This window comes from Nonomuraea sp. NPDC004580 (assembly GCF_040609855.1).
GTDB classification, from domain to species: Bacteria; Actinomycetota; Actinomycetes; order Streptosporangiales; family Streptosporangiaceae; genus Nonomuraea; species Nonomuraea salmonea.
The window spans coordinates 1-20,420 of sequence record NZ_JBEXLH010000033.1; the positions used below are offsets into that span (position 1 = coordinate 1).

At 71.1% G+C, this 20,420-nt stretch carries 23 protein-coding genes; 12 read left to right on the forward strand and 11 right to left on the reverse strand.

Annotated elements, in window-relative coordinates; translation table 11 throughout:
• From ABZW11_RS28565 to rimP, 4 genes are all read right to left on the reverse strand, one after another.
• Positions 1–661, reverse strand: a 661-nt coding sequence (locus ABZW11_RS28565; RefSeq protein WP_355423334.1) for a translation initiation factor IF-2 N-terminal domain-containing protein, incomplete at its 3' end; no start/stop codon positions are given.
• 112 nt (positions 662–773) lie between these two features.
• A complete protein-coding gene (locus ABZW11_RS28570; RefSeq protein ID WP_355423337.1) occupies positions 774–1,085 on the reverse strand; it encodes a YlxR family protein in 312 nt (103 codons plus the stop codon).
• The gene (nusA, locus tag ABZW11_RS28575) at positions 1,069–2,061 is read right to left on the reverse strand and encodes a transcription termination factor NusA (RefSeq protein WP_345409614.1); all 993 of its coding nucleotides are present in this window, start codon (positions 2,059–2,061) and stop codon (positions 1,069–1,071) included. Before nusA ends, ABZW11_RS28570 begins: the two co-directional genes overlap by 17 nt.
• Before the next feature lie 24 nt (positions 2,062–2,085).
• Positions 2,086–2,571: a ribosome maturation factor RimP gene (rimP, locus tag ABZW11_RS28580; protein ID WP_355423340.1), complete on the reverse strand. Its 486-nt coding sequence runs from the start codon at positions 2,569–2,571 to the stop codon at positions 2,086–2,088.
• Between the two features lie 243 nt (positions 2,572–2,814).
• Between rimP and ABZW11_RS28585 the strand changes: the two genes are divergently transcribed.
• Positions 2,815–3,300, forward strand: coding sequence for a hypothetical protein (locus ABZW11_RS28585; RefSeq protein ID WP_355423343.1), 486 nt, complete (start codon positions 2,815–2,817; stop codon positions 3,298–3,300).
• The gene (locus tag ABZW11_RS28590) at positions 3,297–3,758 is read left to right on the forward strand and encodes a ferritin-like domain-containing protein (protein WP_355423346.1); all 462 of its coding nucleotides are present in this window, start codon (positions 3,297–3,299) and stop codon (positions 3,756–3,758) included. The genes ABZW11_RS28585 and ABZW11_RS28590 overlap by 4 nt, the downstream gene beginning before the upstream one ends.
• Positions 3,759–3,764: 6 nt before the next feature.
• Here ABZW11_RS28590 and ABZW11_RS28595 read toward each other — a convergent pair whose 3' ends face one another.
• Complete coding sequence (locus tag ABZW11_RS28595) at positions 3,765–4,850, reverse strand: DUF5937 family protein (protein ID WP_355423349.1); 1,086 nt, start codon at positions 4,848–4,850, stop codon at positions 3,765–3,767.
• A 68-nt stretch (positions 4,851–4,918) separates the two neighbouring features.
• On the opposite strand from ABZW11_RS28595, the gene ABZW11_RS28600 reads away from it, so the two are divergent.
• The 4 genes from ABZW11_RS28600 to ABZW11_RS28615 are packed head-to-tail and all read left to right on the forward strand — an operon-like array spanning position 4,919 to position 8,709.
• The gene (locus tag ABZW11_RS28600) at positions 4,919–5,767 is read left to right on the forward strand and encodes a hypothetical protein (RefSeq protein ID WP_355423353.1); all 849 of its coding nucleotides are present in this window, start codon (positions 4,919–4,921) and stop codon (positions 5,765–5,767) included.
• Positions 5,764–6,750 (forward strand): tripartite tricarboxylate transporter substrate binding protein, encoded by a 987-nt coding sequence (locus ABZW11_RS28605; RefSeq protein ID WP_355423355.1) that lies wholly within the window; start codon positions 5,764–5,766, stop codon positions 6,748–6,750. The genes ABZW11_RS28600 and ABZW11_RS28605 overlap by 4 nt, the downstream gene beginning before the upstream one ends.
• Entirely contained in the window at positions 6,747–7,208 is a 462-nt protein-coding gene (locus ABZW11_RS28610) for a tripartite tricarboxylate transporter TctB family protein (protein ID WP_355423358.1), read from the forward strand. The genes ABZW11_RS28605 and ABZW11_RS28610 overlap by 4 nt, the downstream gene beginning before the upstream one ends.
• A 1-nt stretch (position 7,209) precedes the next feature.
• Complete coding sequence (locus tag ABZW11_RS28615; RefSeq protein WP_355423361.1) at positions 7,210–8,709, forward strand: tripartite tricarboxylate transporter permease; 1,500 nt, start codon at positions 7,210–7,212, stop codon at positions 8,707–8,709.
• A 60-nt stretch (positions 8,710–8,769) separates the two neighbouring features.
• Here ABZW11_RS28615 and ABZW11_RS28620 read toward each other — a convergent pair whose 3' ends face one another.
• Together ABZW11_RS28620 and ABZW11_RS28625 are read right to left on the reverse strand one after the other, a co-directional pair.
• Positions 8,770–10,515, reverse strand: a complete 1,746-nt coding sequence (locus tag ABZW11_RS28620; protein ID WP_355423364.1) for a proline--tRNA ligase — start codon at positions 10,513–10,515, stop codon at positions 8,770–8,772.
• Between the two features lie 92 nt (positions 10,516–10,607).
• Positions 10,608–11,279: a hypothetical protein gene (locus ABZW11_RS28625; RefSeq protein WP_355423367.1), complete on the reverse strand. Its 672-nt coding sequence runs from the start codon at positions 11,277–11,279 to the stop codon at positions 10,608–10,610.
• 132 nt (positions 11,280–11,411) lie between these two features.
• Here ABZW11_RS28625 and ABZW11_RS28630 point away from each other — a divergent pair, with 132 nt between their 5' ends.
• On the forward strand, positions 11,412–12,356 hold the full coding sequence (locus tag ABZW11_RS28630) for an acyl-CoA dehydrogenase family protein (protein ID WP_355423370.1): 945 nt from the start codon (positions 11,412–11,414) through the stop codon (positions 12,354–12,356).
• On the opposite strand, the gene ABZW11_RS28635 is transcribed toward ABZW11_RS28630, so the two are convergent.
• The gene (locus tag ABZW11_RS28635; RefSeq protein ID WP_355423373.1) at positions 12,353–12,823 is read right to left on the reverse strand and encodes a hypothetical protein; all 471 of its coding nucleotides are present in this window, start codon (positions 12,821–12,823) and stop codon (positions 12,353–12,355) included. The genes ABZW11_RS28630 and ABZW11_RS28635 overlap by 4 nt on opposite strands.
• 100 nt (positions 12,824–12,923) lie before the next feature.
• On the opposite strand from ABZW11_RS28635, the gene ABZW11_RS28640 reads away from it, so the two are divergent.
• The 4 genes from ABZW11_RS28640 to ABZW11_RS28655 all read left to right on the forward strand — a co-directional run bounded on the left by ABZW11_RS28640 (position 12,924) and on the right by ABZW11_RS28655 (position 17,965).
• Complete coding sequence (locus tag ABZW11_RS28640; RefSeq protein WP_355423376.1) at positions 12,924–13,991, forward strand: LLM class flavin-dependent oxidoreductase; 1,068 nt, start codon at positions 12,924–12,926, stop codon at positions 13,989–13,991.
• Between the two features lie 52 nt (positions 13,992–14,043).
• Entirely contained in the window at positions 14,044–15,060 is a 1,017-nt protein-coding gene (locus tag ABZW11_RS28645) for a hypothetical protein (RefSeq protein ID WP_355423377.1), read from the forward strand.
• Between the two features lie 16 nt (positions 15,061–15,076).
• On the forward strand, positions 15,077–16,576 hold the full coding sequence (locus ABZW11_RS28650; RefSeq protein ID WP_355423380.1) for an AMP-binding protein: 1,500 nt from the start codon (positions 15,077–15,079) through the stop codon (positions 16,574–16,576).
• 87 nt (positions 16,577–16,663) lie between these two features.
• Positions 16,664–17,965 (forward strand): FAD-dependent oxidoreductase, encoded by a 1,302-nt coding sequence (locus tag ABZW11_RS28655; protein WP_355423383.1) that lies wholly within the window; start codon positions 16,664–16,666, stop codon positions 17,963–17,965.
• A gap of 145 nt (positions 17,966–18,110) precedes the next feature.
• On the opposite strand, the gene ABZW11_RS28660 is transcribed toward ABZW11_RS28655, so the two are convergent.
• The gene (locus ABZW11_RS28660; protein WP_355423386.1) at positions 18,111–18,329 is read right to left on the reverse strand and encodes a hypothetical protein; all 219 of its coding nucleotides are present in this window, start codon (positions 18,327–18,329) and stop codon (positions 18,111–18,113) included.
• Between the two features lie 204 nt (positions 18,330–18,533).
• Between ABZW11_RS28660 and ABZW11_RS28665 the strand changes: the two genes are divergently transcribed.
• Complete coding sequence (locus ABZW11_RS28665; protein WP_355423389.1) at positions 18,534–19,094, forward strand: hypothetical protein; 561 nt, start codon at positions 18,534–18,536, stop codon at positions 19,092–19,094.
• A gap of 10 nt (positions 19,095–19,104) precedes the next feature.
• On the opposite strand, the gene ABZW11_RS28670 is transcribed toward ABZW11_RS28665, so the two are convergent.
• Both ABZW11_RS28670 and ABZW11_RS28675 read right to left on the reverse strand, forming a co-directional pair.
• Positions 19,105–19,785, reverse strand: a complete 681-nt coding sequence (locus tag ABZW11_RS28670; RefSeq protein ID WP_355423392.1) for a copper homeostasis protein CutC — start codon at positions 19,783–19,785, stop codon at positions 19,105–19,107.
• 150 nt (positions 19,786–19,935) lie between these two features.
• On the reverse strand, positions 19,936–20,367 hold the full coding sequence (locus tag ABZW11_RS28675) for a hypothetical protein (RefSeq protein WP_355423394.1): 432 nt from the start codon (positions 20,365–20,367) through the stop codon (positions 19,936–19,938).
• Positions 20,368–20,420 lie beyond the last annotated feature (53 nt).

Sequence of the window (20,420 nt, forward strand, 5' to 3'; positions counted from 1 at the left end):
GCAGCGTGCGGCCTTCGCGGGCGAGCCGGGGCCGCAGCAACGTCCCGACCTTTCCCGCGGCTCCCGTCATGAGAATGCGCATGCATCCATGATGTCCACGATAGCCAGGACGCGGACCCGGCTTGGGCCCGGGACGGGCGCCGGGGCCGGGACGCGGGCCAGGCGTGGGACGAGCGGGCGCGCCGCTCTCGAAACGTGCCTGAGGAGCCCCAGAGGTCTCGCCGCGCGCCGCCTCGGGCTGCTGCGGCTGCTGGTGGGGCATGGGCACCGGCGGGCGCGGCTGGCCGCCGCCCTGACCGCCCTGTCCGCCGCCCTGTCCACCACTGGGACCACCGGCCGCGGGACCTGGCCGCGGGCCGGGCTTGGGCCCGGGACGCGGCGGGGCGGGAACAGGCGCCTGCCCGGCGCCGTTACCGGCCTGGCTGTCCGCCGGCCGGGGCGCAGCCCTTGGCGGCTGCGGCTTGTTGGACGGCTGACCGCCGCCACGAGAGGGGCCACCCTTGGATGCCCCCAGCGCTTCGGTGAGCCTGCGGACCACCGGCGCCTCGATGGTCGAGGACGCCGAACGGACGAACTCTCCCATCTCTTGGAGCTTGGCCATGACGACCTTGCTCTCTACGCCGAACTCCTTAGCGAGCTCGTATACCCGGACCTTCGCCACTGCACTCCCTTACTCGGCCCGGGAGGCTGGCTGTGCCGTCCGGACCGTCGCTACCTTGACGTCTTCATCGCCGCGTGCTCATCAGGCGCTCATAGCAATCTGACTCCGCCCATCAACTCGGCGTCCTACATGACATTTCGTGGTCTCCCTCCAAGTGCGCCCGCACGGGCGACACGTCAAGCGGCCCCGGCACGCGGAACGCGCGCGGGAACGCTCGGCGCCGCTCGGCGAGCTCCAGACAGCTCAAGGACGGATGCAGTGATGCACCGCGACCAGAGAGCCGTCCTCGCAGGTCAGGGACCACGTGATCCTCGACCAGCACCAGACGGAGCAGCTCGGACTTAGCCGTGCGAACCCTGCAGCCCACACAGGTGCGCTGTGGGACCGCTTGGCCACCATATTCCAGCTTACCGTGTTGACGCATCTACGGAACCGGCGGCATCCTCGGCTTGGGTGTCGGGCCTGATGTCGATCCGCCAGCCCGTGAGCCGGGCGGCGAGCCGGGCATTCTGCCCCTCTTTCCCGATGGCCAGCGAGAGCTGGTAGTCGGGCACGGTGACCCGCGCCACCCGCCCGTCAAGGTCGAGAACCTCAACGTGGGAAACACGGGCCGGCGACAGGGCATTCCCGACGAACTCGCCGGGATCTTCCGACCAGTCGATGATGTCGATCTTCTCGCCGTGCAGCTCGGTCATCACGTTGCGGACGCGTGAGCCCATGGGGCCGATACACGCGCCCTTGGCGTTGACGCCGGGCTTGCGCGACCTGACGGCGATCTTCGTACGGTGGCCCGCCTCGCGCGCCACCGCCGCGATCTCGACGGTGCCGTCGGCGATCTCCGGCACCTCGAGCGCGAACAGCTTCTTCACCAGCCCCGGGTGGGTGCGCGACAGCGTGACCGAGGGGCCCTTGTGGCCCTTCTTCACCTGCACCACGTAGGCGCGGATGCGCTCGCCGTGCACGTATTCCTCGCCGGGCACCTGCTCGGCGTGCGGCAGCACGGCCTCGATCTTGCCGAGGTCGACCAGCACCACGCGCGGGTCCTTGCCCTGCTGGATCACGCCGGAGACCAGCTCGCCCTCGCGGCTGGCGAACTCGCCGAAGTTGATCTCGTCTTCGGCGTCGCGCAGCTGTTGCAGGATGACCTGCTTGGCGGTGGTGGCGGCGATGCGGCTGAAGTTGGAAGGAGTGTCGTCGTACTCCCTGACGACCTCACCGTCCTCGCCGAGCTCCGCCGCCCAGATCGTGACGTGGCCGCTGGCCCTGTCGAGCTCCGCCCGCGCCTTGGCGGCGGCGCCGTCGGTGCGGAAGTATGCGATGAGCAGCGCGTCCTCGATCGCCTTGACGACCAGGTCGAAGGAGATGTCCTTCTCCCGCTCAAGGCTGCGCAGGACGCTCATGTCGATGTCCACGACGGCTCCCCCTTAGCCTTCGTCGCCGTCGACGTCGTCGATCCGGCGGAACTCCACCTGCACCCGTCCGCGGGTCAGGTCCTCATAACCGAGCCTGCGCGGCTCGCCGGCGACGTCGAGGTCGACGCCGCTCTCGTCGGCGGCCTTGACACGGCCCTCAACCACGGTGCCGTCCTTCAGCTCCGCCTTCACCAGCCGCTTGGCCGCACGCCGCCAGTGGCGCGGCTCGGTCAGCGGGCGGTCGACGCCCGGCGAGGAGACCTCGAGCGTGTAAGCCGCCTGGCCCATCGCGTCGGTGTCGTCGAGCGCCGTGGAGACGGCCTGGCTGACGTCGGCCACGTCGTCGAGGCTCACGCCGCCGTCGCGATCGACGATCACGCGCAGCAGCCGCCGCTTGCCCGCCTGGGTGACCGTGATGTCCTCCAGGTCGAGGCCCTCCGCGCTGACCACGGGCTCCAGGAGCTTCATCAGGTGGTCGCGGGGTGATGCGCTGCCCATATCGACCTCCCCTATTGTCATGTCTCAGCCGGGCGGACCTCGCCACTGGCTCTCCCGCCGTCTGACCTCTCAGCCAGCGACGACAGTTGACACCCTATCCGTATGAGGGCACGGAGAGAGCGCCACTCGTCGTGGTCGAATGGCGGAGCGTCGCCGGACGGCGAGCGCGGGCACTGGCCGTACGATGCTATCGAGGCCGGTAGCCAGGCCCGCCAGGTAGGTGACAAGTGGAGGTTGGAGTTCGTGCGCCCGCGTCAGCTCTCCCGGCGAACCGTGCTGGCGGGCGGGGCGGCCGCTCTGACCGCCTGCAGCGCCTCCGGCCCGCCTCCGCCGCCCTCTCCGGCGCCCGACTCTCCCGAGGTCGTGCTGCTGAAGGCGCTCATCGCGGAGAAGGAACGTACCCTCGCGCTCTATTCGGCGCTGATCGCCGACGGGGGCGGCAAGCTGGCGCCGTTTCGTGACCGTCACCAGGCTCATCTGAACGAGCTGCGCAAGCACGTCCCGGCCGTATCCCTTACAGCGGCCGCCTCCGCTTCGCCCTCTCCTTCGCCCACCCCTTCGCCCACTACGCGCAAGCCGTCGCTGAAACGGCTGCGCGACCTGGAGCGCGAGGCGGCCGCCTCGCGCGCCCGCCAGCTCGACGCCGTCTCGCCCGGCATCGCGCAGCTCATCGCCGGGATAGGGGCCTGCGAGGCCGTCCATGCGATCGCCCTGCCGAGGTCGCTGTGACGGCCGCGGGCGACGACCTGGAGAAGCTGGGCAAGGCGCTGGCGGCCGAGCACGCCGTGCTGTTCGCGTACGGGCTGCTCGGGGCGCGCACGTCGGGCAGGCTGCGCGACCGGATGAGCGCCGCCTACGACGCCCACCGGGCGCGGCGCGACCAGCTGCGCTCCTCCATCACCTCGCGGGGCGGTCGGCCGGTCGAGCCGGAGGCGTCCTATCAGCTGCCGTTCATCCCCTCCAACGCCACGCTGGCCACCGATCTGGCGGTGCGGCTGGAGGCGGGGGTGACGGCGGCGTACCTGGAGCTGGCCGCCGCACAGGACGTCAAGCTGCGCCGCTACGCCGCGCTCGCCATGCAGGAGTCGGTCACGCGTTCCTACGCCTTCCGCCCCGCCCAGCCGGCGGCCTTCCCCGGCATGCCGCAGGCGGCCACCCCGCCCGCCTCGCCTCCCCCGGGCGGCTGACGCCACTCAGCGGTAGAGCGCCGAGAGCAGGTCGGGGCCGAGCCGTTCGAGGGCGTCGGCGTCGAGCTGGTAGTAGACGACCGAGCCGCGCCGGTGGGTGTGCACGAGCTGCGCCTCGCGCAGCCTGCGCAGGTGTCGGGAGACCTGCGGGGCGGTCATGCCGAGCTGGGTGGCCAGCTCCGCGGTGGCGACGGGGTTGCGCAGGATCGCGTAGCACAGGCGCAGCCGGGTCGGGTCCTGGAGCGCGGCCAGGCGGCGGCGCGCGGTCTCCAGGGTGGGGGCGCCGTCCCCTTCGGGCTCGCTGTACTGGATGACGACCGGATAGCCCGGATAGTGCTTGATGACGAAGTGGGGCCGTCCGTGGACGGTGGGGACGAGCAGGCAGGGCCGGTCGGGGGTGACGCGGGCGGTGGCGTTGTAGAGCTTGTCGAAGACGATGCGCGGCGGCGTGCCCGACGGGTGGGCGGCGGTCGGGAGGTCGGCCAGCGCGAGCGCGCCCTTCCTGCGCAGGTCGCGCTCGCGCAGCGCGGCGTCGTGGTCGAGGGCGCGGCGCAGCGCGGGCCACTCGGCGTCGAAGGCCGCCGCGGCGAAGGCGGCGAGGAAGTCGAGCAGCTCCGCGCGCACCGCCTCGGGGTCGGCGCGCAGCCGGGCGCCGATCTCCATGCGGCTGGAGGAGATGAGCCGCAGCCGGTGCAGCACGTCCTCCCCGAGCCTGGGGGCCAGCTCGGTGTCGTTCTTGCCGATCAGCGCCTGCACGGTCATGGCGACGAAGTCGCCGATGGGCAGCTCGGCCACCTCGCGCAGCTCCTCCTCCAGCGTGCGCCGCGGGCCGGCCGACAGCGGGAGCAGGTAGCGGGCGCGGAAGGCGCCGTAGAGGGGCGCCCAGACGGCGGCGGTGGTGAGCAGCGCGGTGTCCAGCTCGGCGTGCGCCCTGGCCACCCAGGCGGCGCTGGCGGGGTGGTGGCCTGGCTCGTCGAGGGCGTGCAGGCAGGCGCACAGCTCGGCCAGTGGCGACCGCTGGACGGCGATGGACGCGATGGACGCGGGGGCCGAGGAGGTGCCGGATGAGTCGAGGAGGAGCGTGACGGCCACCCTGCACATTACCGCGTTGCCGTCAATCTTCTTGTGGGCGGTCCTGCGTTTGCGCAGGCTGTCGCCTCATGGCTGAGGCACTGCACGTGGTCAAGCACCCGACCGGCTTCTATTCGGCGGGGGCGACGACCGTTTTCGCGTCGAGACATGATCAGAGGTTCTCCTACTGCCTGTACGTGCCGTCCGCCCACGACCCGGACGGCGCTCCCCTGCCGCTGGCCGTCCTGCAGCACGGCACGGGCCGGCGCGGCCCGCAGTACCGCGACAACTTCGCCGAGTGGGCGGAGGAGCGCGGCTGCCTGGTGCTGGCCCCGCTGTTCCCGGCCGGCGTCGGCGACGATCCCCGGGACCTGCACGGCTTCAAGTTCCTGCGGTACGGCGACATCCGCTTCGACCTGGCCCTGCTCGCCATCGTCGAGGAGGTCGGCGAGCGCTTCAACGTGCGGACGGACAGGTTCCTGCTGCACGGCTTCTCCGGCGGCGGCCAGTTCGTGCACCGGTTCGCCTACCTGCACCCGGACCGGCTGGCCGGATTGTCGATCGGTGCACCAGGGCGGATAACGTACATCGATCCGAGCAGTCCGTGGTGGATCGGGCTGAAGGGGTTCGAGGAGGAGTTCGGCCAGCCGCCCAGGGTGGCGGAGCTCCGGGACGTTCCCGTGCAGATGGTCGTGGGCAGCGCCGACGTGGAGACCTGGGAGATCAACAATCCGGGCGACTCCAACTGGATGGACGGCGCCGACGCGCACGGCGTGACCCGCGTGGAGCGGCTCATGGCATTGCGCGACGACTTCGAGTCGCACGGCATCGCCGTCAGGTTCGACGTCGTGCCGGGCGTGGGGCACGACCCGATGCTCGTGCTCGACCCCGTCAAGGACTTCTTCGCATCGATCCTCACCCCCCGGGAGTCATCATGAGAATCAAACTGCTGGCCGCCGTCGCGGTGGCCGTCTCGCTCACCGGTTGCGCCGTGGGCGAGAGCGCCGGCGCGGGCGGCGACTATCCGAGCAAGGCGCTGTCCATCATGGCGCCGGGCAGCCCCGGAGGCGGGTGGGACACCCGGGCGCGGGGCATCGCGAGCGCGCTGAGCGAGTGCGGCGTCGCGGACGTGGACGCCACGGTCACGAACGTGCCGGGCGCGGGCGGGACGATCGGGCTGGCGCAGTTCGCCAAGCACGAGGGCGACCCGTACCAGCTCATGGTGATGGACAGCGTGACCATGCTGGGCGGCATCGTGAACAACAAGTCGCCGGTCGACCTGTCCTCGCTGACGCCCGTGGCCGGGCTGAGCAGGGGGCCGAGCGCGATCGTGGTCGCGAAGAAGTCGCCGTACGAGGACCTCAAGAGCCTGCTCGACGAGTTGGCGGCCGAGCCGCGCGGCGTGAAGTGGACCGGCGGCTCGCTGGGCGGGCCCGGCCAGATGACGGTGGCGGGGCTCGCCAAGGCCAGGGGCGTCGCGGCCAAGGAGATCAACTTCGTGCCCACGGCGGGCGGCGGCGAGTCCCTGAACCTGCTGCTCAGCGGCGCCGCCACGGCCGGCATCGACACGGTGGCCGAGCTGCGCGCGCAGATCGAGGCGGGCGAGCTGCGCGTGCTCGCGGTGGACTCCGACGAGCGGATCTCCGGCATCGACGCTCCCACGCTCAAGGAGCTGGGCCTGGCCGACGAGGCCGTCTCGACGCTGGCCGGCGTCATGGCTCCGGCCGGGCTGTCGAAGGAGCAGCAGCAGGACGTGATCGGCCTGATCGACAAGGTGCGTCAGTCGTCGTGCTGGAAGAAGGTGCTGGAGCGCAACAGCTGGACCGAGGACTGGACGCCGGGCGACGCGTTCGGCACGGTGCTGGCCCAGCAGCGCGAGCAGGTGACGGCCATCCTGGGCGAGCTGGGGCTGGGCAAGTGAGCAGGCGGATCGTCTCCGTCGGGTTCCTCGCGGTGGCCGTGCTCGTGCTGGCGCAGGCGTTCGCGATCCCGCTCGGCGAGGGGTATCAGGCGGTGGGGCCGCGCGCGTTCCCGCTGCTGGTGGGGATCGGGCTGGCCGTGGTGTCGGTGCTCGGGGTGGTGCAGGCGTTCAAGGCGCCCGCCGGGGGCACTCGGGACGCCGAGGGCGCCGAGGAGACGCACTGGCCGTCGGTGCTGCTGTTGCTGGGGACGCTCATCGCGTACGCGCTGCTGCTCGTCCCGGCGGGCTACTGGCAGGCCACGACCGCGTTCTTCGTGGCCGTGGCGAGGGTGCTGGGCAGCAGGCGGCTCGTCCGCGACCTGCTGGTCGGGCTGGTGCTGGGGCTGGCCACGTACTTCCTGTTCGACCGGCTGCTCGGCATCACGCTGCCGCCCGGCCTGATCAGATTGGCGATCTGAGATGGACGTGCTGAGCAACCTGCTCGACGGGTTCGGCCACGCGCTGAGCCTGCAGAACCTGCTGCTCGGCCTGCTCGGCGTCACGGTCGGCACGCTGGTGGGCGTGCTGCCCGGGCTCGGTCCCGCCACCACGATCGCACTGCTGCTGCCGCTGACGTTCGTGTTCGACCCGGTGGGGGCGTTCGTCATGTTCGCCGGCATCTACTACGGCGGCATGTACGGCGGCTCGACCACGGCGATCCTGCTCAACATCCCGGGCGAGACGGCGTCCATCCCGACGACGCTGGAGGGCTATCCGATGGCCCGCAAGGGCCGGGCGGGCGCGGCGCTGGCGACGGCGGCCATCGGCTCCTTCGTGGCGGGGACGATCTCCACGGTGGTCATCACGTTCCTGGCCCCCGGCATGTCGAACATCGCCAAGCTGATCCAGCCCGCCGAGTACTTCTCGATCATGGTGCTCGCGTTCGTCACGGTGACCTCGCTGATGGGCGACTCGATCGTGCGCGGGCTGTCCAGCCTGTTCCTTGGGTTGACGATCGGCATGGTCGGCATCGACCAGATGACCGGCCAGCCGCGCTTCGCCTTCGGCGTGCCCGAGCTGTACGAGGGGCTGTCGGTGGTGGCGGTGGCGGTGGGCCTGTTCGCGGTGGCGGAGGCGGTCTCCACGGCGGCCGCCAGGCGTCGTCCGGGCACGCCGGTGCCGCGGCTCGGCGGGAAGGTCGGGATGACGCGGGAGGACTGGCGGCGCTCGTGGCGTCCGTGGCTGCGCGGCACCCTGTTCGGGCTGCCGATCGGGTCGCTGCCGGCGGGTGGGGCCGAGCTGCCGACGTTCCTCAGCTACAACGTGGAGAAGCGGCTGTCGAAGTACCAGGACGAGTTCGGCCACGGCGCCATCGAGGGGGTGGCGGGGCCTGAGGCGGCCAACAACGCGGCCTTCTCCGGCGTGCTGGTGCCGCTGCTGACCCTCGGCATCCCGACGTCGGCCACGGCGAGCATGTTGCTGATCGCGTTCCAGATCTACAACGTGCAACCGGGGCCGCAGCTGTTCGACCAGCAGCCGGTGCTGGTGTGGACGCTGATCGCCAGCCTCTACATCGGCAACGTGATGCTGCTGGTGCTGAACCTGCCGCTGATCCGGGTGTGGGTGAAGCTGCTGAGCGTGCCGGCCGCGCTGCTCACGGCGGCGATCCTGACCTTCGCCACGCTCGGGGTCTACTCGATCTCGCAGAGCGTGTTCGAGGTGCTGGTCGCGTACGGGTTCGGGCTGCTCGGGTGGGTGCTGCACCGGGCGGGCTATCCGGTGGCGCCGCTGATCCTGGGCGCGGTGCTGGGGCCGCTGATGGAGGTGCAGTTCAGGAGGGCGCTGGCGTTCAGCGAAGGAGACCCTTCGGTGTTCGTGACCCGGCCGGTGTCGCTGGTCATCCTGCTGATCGCGGCGGTCTGCCTGGTGGGCCCGGTGATCGTGCGCCGGCGTACGAAGACGGCGCTGCCCGTGGCGTGAGTGGAGCCCGCTCGGCCTGAGCGGGCTCCACGCCTGTGTCGTCAAGCGCCGGTGGCTGTCTTAAGCGCCGGTGGCGGCCACGATGCGGTCGGCGGCCTCGGCCAGCGGGATCTCCGACTTCTCGCCCGAGACGCGGTCGCGCAGCTCGACCACGCCCTGCGAGAGGCCGCGGCCGACGATGACGATCGTGGGGACGCCGAGCAGCTCGGAATCCTTGAACTTGACGCCGGGCGAGACCTGCGGCCGGTCGTCGACCAGCACCCGCAGGCCGCGCGACTCCAGCTCGGCCCCCAGCTCAAGGGCGGCCTCGACCTGGTTCTCCTTGCCGGTGCCCACGATGTGGACGTCGGCGGGCGCGACCTCGCGCGGCCACACCAGCCCCAGCTCGTCATGGGCCTGCTCGGCGATCACGGCCACCGCGCGGGAGACGCCGATGCCGTAGGAGCCCATGGTGATGCGGATGGGCTTGCCGTCGGGGCCGAGCGCGTCGAGGCCGGCCGCGTCGGCGTATTTGCGGCCGAGCTGGAAGATGTGGCCGATCTCGATGCCGCGGTCGATGGACAGCTCGGAGCCGCAGCGCGGGCAGGGGTCGCCGGCGCGGACCTCGGCGGCCTCGATGGTGCCGTCGGGGACGAAGTCGCGGCCCGCGACCACGCCGGCGGCGTGCTTGCCCGGCTCGTTGGCGCCGGTGACCCAGGCGGTGCCGGTGACGACGCGGGGGTCGACGAGGTAGCGGACGCCGAGCTCGCGCAGGACCTGCGGGCCGATGTAGCCGCGGACCAGGCCCGGGTGCTTGGCGAAGTCTTCGGCCTCGAAGATCGCGGGCTCGCCGGGCGACAGCGCCGCCTCCAGGCGCTTGAAGTCGACCTCGCGGTCGCCGGGCACGCCGATGACCAGTGTCTCCACCTTGTCGGAGCCGGGCGTGACGACCTTGACGACGACGTTCTTGAGCGTGTCGGCGGCGGTGATGGACAGGCCGTGGTGCTCGTTGACGTGGGACACCAGCGACTCGATGGTCGGCGTGTCGGGGGTGTCCATGACCGTGAGCGCCGGCGCGTCGTCGAGGGACTTGGCGGGCGGCGCGGTGGTGACGACGGCTTCGGCGTTGGCGGCGTAGCCGCAGGAGCGGCAGGCGACGAAGGTGTCCTCGCCGGTGGGCGTGGGCGCCAGGAACTCCTCGGAGGCCGAGCCGCCCATGGCGCCCGACTGCGCGAAGACGATCTTGTAGTCGATGCCGAGGCGGTCGAAGGTCCTGATGTAGGTCTCGCGGTGCTGCTCGTAGGAGCGCTTGAGGCCGTCGTCGTCGAGGTCGAAGGAGTAGGAGTCCTTCATGACGAACTCACGGCCGCGCAGGATGCCCGCCCTGGGCCGCGCCTCGTCGCGATATTTGGTCTGGATCTGGTAAAGCGTGACCGGATAGTCCTTGTAGGAGGAGTATTCGCCCTTGACCAGGTCGGTGAAGAGCTCCTCGTGGGTGGGGCCGAGAAGATAGTCGGCGCCTTTCCGATCGTGCAGGCGGAAGAGCAGATCACCGTATTCGGTCCAGCGACCGGTCGCCTCGTAGTATTCGCGCGGCAGCAGGGCGGGGAAGAGCACTTCCTGGCCGCCCATGCGGTTCATTTCCTCGCGGACGATCTTGGTGACGTTTTCCAGCACCAACTTGCCGAGCGGGAGCCAGGTGTAGATGCCGGGGGCGACGCGGCGCACGTAGCCGGCACGGACCAGGAGCTTGTGGCTCGGCACTTCCGCGTCTGCCGGGTCGTCCCGCAGGGTGCGAAGAAACAACGACGACATGCGCAGCAACACGGCTACTCCTTGCTCGAAGCTGGATGTGGAGGACTACAGGCTATCGAGTCGGAGGAGCGATGCGCTCGCGCTTATCCACAGCTCGGCCGCGCTCAGCCGGCGAGGGGGAACCAGCCGACCATGGCGGCGGTCATGCCGGCCGTGACCAGCCCGGCCAGCGTGGCCGACAGCGCGAGCGCGCGTACCCGTCCTCGTACGTTCCTGCGCAGGACGAGCACCGCGGCCACGGTGAGCACCCCGATCACCACCGCGGGGCCGGGCCAGAACGACTGCTCGCTCTCCACGACGCCCGGTGCCGCCCTGGCCACCACGTCGGCGATCAGCGCGGCGCCGACCGCGCCCGCCGCGACGTCGCCCCAGACGTCGTCCCTGCGGGTGGCGTAGGCGAGCAGGCCGAGGCAGACGAGCAGCGCGAGCGTCCAGTTGAGCCCGGCGGCGCCTGGGCCGGTGAGGTGGAAGGGGTCGGCGCCGCGCAGCGCGCTCGCGCCGATGGCGGCGACCAGGGTGGACAGCGAGGCGAGGAACGTGGTCAGCAGCGCCCAGGCGAATCCGGACGCGGTGGCGCCGACGACCAGGGACAGGGCGAGGTAGGCGTAAGGGTCGTAGATCTGGCCGGCCCAATGGGGGCCGTCGCCGGAAAGGAGCATGCCGAGCATGCCGACGGCGAGGCCCCCGAAGAAGGCGCCCAGCAGATGATGTTCGATGGCGCGCTGGCGCCGGTCGTATTCGGCGAAGTCGGCGTACTCGATCGTGGTGTTGTTCATGTCCATCCCTGGTCAACCCCTCCCCCCGATGCGTCTGGGGATGACCAGCTCCAGATTAGGCATACGTCCCGAAAAGGCAAATTTCGGTCATATCCCTGCCAAAACTAGCAAGTGCTTGGTTACCATAATCGCGTGGCACTCGCCGATGACCTTCGCGCCGCCGTCCGCGACCATCTCGCCGGCCGCCCGGGAGCGTCCTGGCAGGGGTGCGCGCGCGAGCTCGGGCTCGCGGGCCTGATGATCCCCGAACGGCACGGCGGCGCCGGCTGCGGCCCCCTTGAGATGGCCGCCGTCGCCGAGGAGCTGGGCCGCGTCCTGTCACCCCACCCGTTCCTGCAGTCCGCCGTCATGGCGGTCGCGGCGCTGCGCGCGTGCGAGGCGGGCGACGAGCTGGCGGCGCTCGCCGGAGGCGGGACGAGCGCGACCGTGGTGCTGCCCGGCGACGGTGACCTGCGGCTCGACGGTGACCTGCTGACCGGCGAGGTGCCGTACGCGCCGGCCGGCGACCTGGTGCTCGCCTACGTGAACGGGCTGCTGGTGACGGCGGAGCCGGCGGAGCGCGAGACGTACGTGACGATGGACGAGAGCCGCCCGCTGCAGCGGCTGCGCTTCGATGCGGCCCCCGCACGGCTGCTCGGCGACGGCGGGTCATGGGCCCGCGTCCGCGACCTCGGCATCACGGCGCTGGCGGCCGAGCAGGTCGGCGGGGCGGCCCGGTGCCTGGAGATGGCGGTGGAGCACGCCGGGCGGCGACACCAGTTCGGGCGGCCGATCGGCTCCTTCCAGGCGATCAAGCACAAGCTGGCCGACGTGCTGCTGCTGGTCGAGTCGGCCCGTTCGGCGGCCTTGGGGGCGGCGGCGGACGTGGGCGAGGTGAGCGCGGCGATCGCGGGGTCGTACTGCACGGAGGCGTATCTGACGGCGGCGGGCGAGAACATCCAGGTGCACGGCGGCATCGGCATCACCTGGGAGCATCCCGCGCACCGCTACTTCAAGCGGGCCACCTCCGACGCCCAGCTCTTCGGCCCGCCGCAGGCGCACCGCGCCCGCCTGGGCGCGCACGTCTTCGGGGACTAACCGCCGAGCAGCTCTTCCCAGGGGTGGCGGGTGTTGGTGCGGCGGGTGGTGTCGAGCGCCTCGGCCAGCCGCCAGAGACCGGGGCGGGCGCGTACGGTGGCGCGGCCCATGGGGTCGATGGCGCGCAGCTCGAACCGCACGCCCATCACGTCGAGCACCGCCGAGCCGGGCCGGCCGGGCCCCGCCTGGGTGACCAGGGAGCCGTCGCGGCCGCGTACCTGCTCGGCGAGCAGCGCGGCCACCTCCGACGCGTAAGGCCCGTCGCGCCACTCGATGTGCCAGCTGTGGTCGGCGCCGCGCCACCAGGTGAGGTCGCGGCAGGACTCGATGAAGTCGGCCTCGGTCGCGAGCGCGGCCATCACCCGGCCGAACGCTTCGTACCTGCGGGCGCCGGTGAGCGAGAGTTCGTCGCCTGGGGAGGTGGACGTGCCGCTCTTGGTCCGCCGCAGCGCGTGCTTTCGCTTCACGAACACCCACTCTGATCGTCGCCGCGCCCTTCCCGCAAGTCTTTGCCGCTGATACGCTCTACCAAGCGAGCGCTTGGTTTCCTACTTCTCCGGAGGCGCGATGACGTCCCTACGGATCAGCCTGGGGTACGAGCTGGAGGTGCGCGGGCGCTCCAGGGACGTGGAGCGGCAGGCGTTCGGCAACGTGGTGGACCAGGTCGTGCTCGGTGACCGGCTCGGCTTCGAGGCCGCCTGGTTCGTCGAGCACCACTTCACCCGGGGCTTCTCCCACTCCTCGGCCCCCGACCTGGTCCTGGCCGCCATCTCGCAGCGCACCGAGCGCATCAGGCTCGGGCTCGGGGTGGTGCTGCTGCCGTTCCAGTCCCCCATCCGCACGGCCGAGCGCGTCGCCACGCTGGACGTGCTGAGCGGCGGCCGGGTGGAGTTCGGCACGGGGCGGGGCGCCTCGCCGCTGGAGTACCAGGCGTTCCGCCGGCCGTTCGAGCGGTCTCGGCAGATCTGGGAGGACTCGCTCGAGGCCACGCTGGCCATCTGGCAGGCCGACGGCGAGCCGGTCAGCCGCTCGAACGAGTTCTTCGAGATCCCCGACGTGGCCGTCTACCCGCGCCCGGTGCAGCGGCCCCATCCGCCGGTCTGGGTCGCCTCCACCTCGCTTGAGGGCTACCTGGCAGCCGCGCGGCACGGCTACAACCTGCTCGGCATGACGATGCTCAAGGGCATCGACGACGTCGCCGCCGACATCGCGGCCTACCGCGCCTGCCTGGCCGAGCACGGCTTCGACCCCGCCTCGCGGCGCGTCGCGCTGATGATCCCCTGGTACGTCGCCCCCACCCGCGACGAGGCCATCACCACCGCCGCCGACCCCGTGCTGTGGTACATCCGCCGCCAGGTCAACCTCGTCACCCCGCCCGGCTACTACGACGCCCGCCACGCCACCCACCGCGTGCTCGGGCAGCTCGCGGCCGGGCTGCCGCCCGAGGAGTCGATGGCCACGCTGCGCGAGCACCTCATGGTGGTGGTGGACGACGTGGAGGGCTCGCGCAAGGCCCTGGCCAGGATCGCCGAGGCCGGCGCCACGGACCTGATCATCCAGGCGCAGGTGGGCGGCCTCGCGCACGAGCACGTGTGCGCGTCGATGACGCTGTTCATGAAGGACGTGATCCGCTGATGGGGCGCCGGCCGACCCGTGACGATCGCAGGCTGAAGGACGTGATGCGCTGATGGGCCGTTGGCCGACCCGGGACGACCTCGGGGCCGCCGCCGGCTCCGCCTGCGGGCTGCTGCTCGTCTCCCCCGACGGCACGACCGCCGTCCCGCTCGGTCCCGACGACCACGCGCGTACGGCGCGGGCGCTGCGCGCGGCGGGCGTCGGCGAGCGTGACCGGGTCGTGGCGGCGCTGGCCGAGCCGGCGGGCTCGTTGTGGGCCGCGGCGGCGGCCGAGGTGGCCGAGGCGGGCGCGGCCGTCGGGCCGCGCGGCCGGATGCGGCTGCACCACGCGCTGACCGCGCTCAGGGCCACCACGCTGGTCGCCACCCCGACGGGCGCGATGGACTTCCTGGCCCGCCTGCACCTGGAGTTCCTGCTGGACCCGCTGGATCTCGGGCTCAGGACCATCGTGCTGACCGGCGAGATCGCCTCCAAGCGCACGATGGGGCACCTGGCGCACGAGTTCGGGGCGCGGGTGACGGAGGTGCTGGCGAGCCCGTTCGGCGGGGGCGCGCTGGCCTGGCGGGCGGCCGAGCAGGACCCGCTGACGCCGCTCGCGGACGACCTGCTGGCCCTGGCCTCGCCCGCCGAGGACGTGCTGACCGAGTCGGGGCCCGCCGAGCTCGTCCTCACCACGCCCGACGCCGTCCTCAGAACGGGTCTCGTCGCTCTTGGGCCTGGCCACGCCCCCGCGCACACCGTCGGGGAGCACGTGCTGGTCAGGGGGCTGTGGCTGGCGCTGCCCCGGCTGGAGAAGGCGCTGGCGCGCATCGACGGCGTGACGGGCTGGGAGCTGGCCGTCAGCAGGCAGGGGACGCTGGACACGGCGGCGCTGACGGTGACGTTCGGGCGCGAGAGCCTGATCGGCAACCCCATGTGGAAGGCGCGCATCGAGGAGTCCGTACGCGCACTCACCCCGATCTCCGTCGCCGTCGAGATCGCGCCGAATGTCTCCGAGAGCCCCGCGCCCGGCACCGTGAACGACCTGCGCGGCCACCACCTTGGAAGGGACCGGTCACTCATCACCTGAAAGCTAGGGGCAGCCCATGGAAACCTGGGAAACGCTTCCTCGCATGCTGCGCGACCAGGCGGAACGGCATCCCGATGACGTCGTGATCGCCGAGCCCGGCGGCCCGCGCCTCACCTTGGCGCAGCTGCGGGCGGCGGCGTCCGAGGTGGCCAGGGGGCTGCTCGCGCTCGGCGTCTCGCCTGGCGACCGGGTGGCTCTCTGGGGGGTGAACTCCGCGTCGTGGGTGGTCCACGCCTTTGGGATCTGGGACGCGGGCGCGGTGATCGTGCCGCTCTCGCCCCGCTACAAAGGCATCGAGGCGGGTGAGCTCATCGCCAAGACCGGCGCGGAGGTGGTGATCGCGGGGCCGGGGGCTTCCCCGGAGTTGCTGCCGGGAACGCGCGTCGTCCCCATGGGAGGGCTCGCCGCGCGGGCGCCGGCGCGGGAGGCCGAGGAACGGGCGCTGGCCGTACGGGACTCCGACCTGTGCGAGATCATGGCCACCTCCGGCACCACCGGCACGCCGAAGGGCGTCATGCTCGACCACGCGCAGATCCTGCGCGGCTACCTCGACTGGTCGGAGATCGTCACGCTCGGCCCGCACGACCGCTATCCGGTGATCGCCCCCTTCAGCCATGGTTTCGGGCTGAACGCCGGGCTCATCGCCTGTGTCATGCGCCGCGCCACCATGCTGCCGATCGCGTCGTTCGCGCCGGACGCGCTGATGTCGCTCATCGCGGGTGAGCGGGTGAGCGTGCTGGCCGGGCCGCCCACGCTCTTCTTCCGGGTGCTGGACGAGCTGGAGCGCGGCTCGTGGGACGTCTCGTCGCTGCGGGTGGCGATCTGCGGGGCGGCGGCCGTACCGGCTGCTCTGATCACCCGCCTGGTCGGCGAGGTCGGTCTCGAACGGATGATCAACGCGTACGGGCTGATGGAGGGCACGGTCGTCTCCATGACCAGGGCCGGCGACCCCATCGACGTCGTCGCGAACACCACCGGCAGGCCCGTCCCCGGCATCGAGGTCAAGGTCGTGGACGACGACGGCAAGGAGGTCGCGCCCGGCGAGCGCGGCGAGATCCTGCAGCGCGGCTACGGCGTGATGCGCGGCTACTGGGGCGAGCCCGAGCGCACGGCCGAGGTGGTGGACGCCGGCGGCTGGCTGCACACCGGGGACGTCGGCGTGCTGGACGAGGCGGGCAACCTCGCCATCGTGGACCGCAAGAAGGAGCTCTACATCGTCAACGGGTTCAACGTCTCGCCCGCCGAGGTGGAGTCGCTGCTGCTGCGGGAGGGCTCGCTGGCGCAGGCGGCGGTGATCGGGGTGCCCGACCCCGTCTCGGGTGAGGCGGGGGTGGCGTACGTGGTGGGCAGACCGGGCGTGCGTCCCGACCCCGCCGCGCTGATCGCCTGGGCCAAAGCCAACATGGCCGGTTACAAGGTGCCGAAGCGAGTCGTCGTGGTCGACGCCCTGCCCGTGAACGTCAACGGCAAAGTGGACAAGCTCGCGTTACGGCGTGATCGGCCGGTCGGCGAGTAGCCTGGGGATGCGGGTTCAGCCGTGGCGGCAAACGGGGATACATCGGTCACATCCCGGGCGCACGCACAACCGGCATAGGGAGGCAGCGTGACGTTGCACGTGGCGGTCATCGGGTCGGGCCCCGCCGGGATCTACACGGCCGAGGCGCTGGTCAAGCAGGCGGCCGAACCTGTCCAGGTCGATGTGCTGGAGCGGCTGCCGACGCCGTACGGGCTGGTCCGCTACGGTGTCGCGCCCGACCACACGTCCATCAAGTCGATCGCCAACTACCTGCGCAGGGTGCTGGAGCTGCCGCAGGTGCGCTTCTTCGGCGGCGTCACGCTCGGCTCCCACCTGTCGGTTGGCGACCTGCTCGGCGTCTACGACGCCGTCGTCTACTGCACGGGCGCGATGGTCGACAGGAAGCTCGGCATCCCCGGCGAGGACCTGCCGGGCAGCGTGGCCGCCACCGACTTCGTCAACTGGTACTGCGGGCACCCCGACGTCGATCCCGCGCGCTTCACGCTCGACACCTCCGAGGTCGCGGTCATCGGGGTCGGCAACGTGGCGGTCGACGTCGTCCGCGTGCTGGCCAAGACCGCCGAGGAGCTGCGCGCCACCGACGTGCCCCACGAGGTGCTCGAACGGCTCGGCGAGAGCCAGGTCAAGGCCATCCACATGGTCGGGCGGCGCGGGCCCGAGCACGCCAAGTTCACCCTCAAGGAGCTGCGGGAGCTGGGCGAGCTGGCCAACGCCGACGTGTGCGTGCGGCCGGATGAGGCCGTCGTGCTCGGCGCCGACTTCCCGCGTCAGGTGCAGGGCAACATCAAGGTGCTGCAGGAGTGGGCGGCGCGCGAGCCCGTCGGGCGGGCGCGCCGGCTCGACGTGCGGTTCTGGCTGCGGCCCGTCGAGATCCTCGGCACCTCTCGGGTGGAAGGGCTGCGGCTTGAGCGCACCCGTCTGTCGCCGGAGGGGCGGGTGGTCGGCACCGGCGAGTACGAGACGCTGCCCGTCGGGATGGTGTTGCGGTCGGTCGGGTATCAGAGTGTGCCGTTGCCTGGCGTGCCGTTCTCCGAGGCCACCTCGACGGTGCCCAATGTGGCGGGGCGGGTGCGGGAGCGGGAGTACGTCGCCGGGTGGCTCAAACGTGGGCCTACCGGGGTGATCGGCACCAACAAGTCGGATGCCGCTGAGACCGTCCGTACGTTGCTTTCCGACCTTGCCGGGTCGCCTCGGACCGGGTCGGGCGCCCTCGAGGCGCTGCTGGCCTCTCGGGGCGTGCAGCCGGTCACGTACGAGGAGTGGCTGGGCATCGAGGCGGCCGAGACCGAGCTGGCCCGGTCTTTGGGCCGGGGCGAGAGGGTGAAGCTCGTGGGCTTGGAGGCCATGCTCCGTGCGTGCCGTCCCTGAGGGGTTCTCGGAGACTTACCGGGTGCAGCAGGCCCGTTACCCCTCTGCCTCGGAGCCTGCCTGGCAGCCTGTCCACACCGTCTACGTCCCTGCTGACCGGTTTTCTTCTGGGACGGTCGCTGACTGGGGCGATACGGCGTCGTCACTAGTGAAGGCGCACCTTTCCGGCCCTGCCGAGGTGGCTTCCGTCTTCGACCTGCCTAGTGCTCTGGCGGCCGCCGTGCATGACAAGGTGCTGCGCAAGCTCGCCACCGAGCCCGTCGAGGATCTTCGGATCGACTTCGAGGACGGATACGGGGTGCGCGGTGATGCGGTCGAGGATGCCCATGCCGCTCAGGCCGCCGAGGCTGTCGCCGCCCTGCATGCCTCCGGGGCCTTGCCTAGGCGGTGGGGGGTGCGGGTGAAGTCCTTCGCCGATGGGGATCCTGCTCGGTCGGTGGGGACGTTGCGGGTCTTCTTGGCCGGGGTGGTGGGTGCGGTCGGGGAGGTGCCCGACGGATTTGTCGTGACATTTCCCAAGGTGTTGATGGAAGCGTACCTTGGGCAGTTTGTCGGGGTTTGTGGTGAATTGGAGGGTGAGTTCGGGACGCGACTGCGCTTCGAGATGCAGGTGGAGGCGCCGCAGACGCTGCCGTTCCTGCGCGGCGACCTCAACGAGTCGCTGGGCGGGCGGCTGGCCGCCGCGCACTTCGGGGTGTTCGACTACACCGCCGCGATCGGGCTGCCGCCGCACGAGCAGCGGCTCGACCATCCCGCCTGCGATCATGCCCGGCACGTGATGCAGACGGCGTTCGCCGGCACCGGGGTCGAGCTGTCCGACGGCTCCCTGGCCGCCTCGCCCGCCTCGGACCGTACGGCCGACGTCCACGCGCTGTGGCGGCGGCACGCCGACCTCGTCCGCCACTCGTTGCGGCACGGCTACTACCAGGGCTGGGACATGCACCCGTCCCACCTGGTGAGCCGCTTCGCCACCGTCTACGCCTTCCACCTGGCCCGCTACGACGCGTACCGGGAACGGGTGCTGGCCTGGCAGGAGCGGCGGGATGCGGGGGGCGGCGTGATGGACGAACCGGCCACCATCCGCACGCTGGCCGCCGCCCTGCGCCGCGCCGACCAGGCCCTCCCCTGATCGGGGCTTGTCAGTCGCGCTCGACCAGGGACCGCCACTGACGTACGAGCCGCCACTCCACCGGATCGGACCAGCTCGCCCGTACGGCGGACCCGACATGAAAGGCCCGTACGCCATAGTCGAGCAGCGCCGGCACGTGCGCAGGCCGCAACCCCCCACCCGCCAGCACGATCGACGCGTCACCCGCGTCGGCCCGCGCCTTGAGCACGGGCAGCCCGTCCCCCACCCCGGTCGGCGCCCCCGACGTCAGCACGGTGGCGAGATTCGGCAGCAGCCGCACGGCCCGCCACGCCGCATGCACATCCGCCGCATGATCAACGGCCCGGTGAAAAGTCCACGGCAACGGCGAGACGGCATGAATCAGCGCCTCGGTAGCCGCGAGATCCACCGCCCCACCACCATCAAGAAACCCGAACACGAACCCGGCCGCCCCCGCCTGAGCGAGCGCCTTGGCATCGCGGCTGAGCCGATCGAGCACGTCGGGATCGGCGGCGAAGTGGGCATCGCACCGCAACATCACCATCTGCGGAAGGGGGCACTCTGCGGCGATCGCGGCGACCGTCTCCGGGGAAGGAGTCAGCCCATCGGCCGCCATGTCGGCCACGACCTCCAGACGGTCGGCGCCGCCCTGTTCCGCGGCCACGGCGTCGCGCACGTTGAGCGCGATCACCTCAAGCAGGGATCCGGTCATGGAGGAGAGGTTATAGGGCTATCTGTCCCTTTGCGCCACTATGACCACCCTGCTGCCGGCCGATCACTGCTGATCATCGGACGGCTCCCTCACCCCTGCCGCCCTCTCCGCCGCAAGCTCGACCGCCACTTCCAAGGCATCACTCGCCACCTACCGCCGCTCGCCCGTAGACGTCGCAACCTCCCGCGCAAGGATCGCTCTGACTTCAGCGCTGAACACGCCCATGCTGCCTAAGAGCAACGTATAGTAGAAGAAGGTTTTTCCGGTCAGTCCCGCCACCCACCGGCTGATCATTTCCACCTCGCCGAGAATCTGCCTTCGGCAATACTCCTCGATGTCATACTCCCCATCGGGAGCAGATACCGTGCGGCCGTACGAAGCGCCGCGAAAGATCTCATCAAGTACGAGCCACGCATTCTCCGGCAACGAACCTTGCGCCCTCAAAAAGGCCAAGATTCTATCCACAACCGGCGCAGCCCCCGCATGCAAGTCCCCTTGATTAACCACCTCTCCAACAATGCGATGAAATGCCTCATCTCTCTTCGGTTCTTCCCCTTCGAGCAGGGCGTCGAGATACGGCACCAGCTCTGAAGCTCTCCCCGTAGCAGTTGGCACGGAGCTCCAGTCCCACCCCA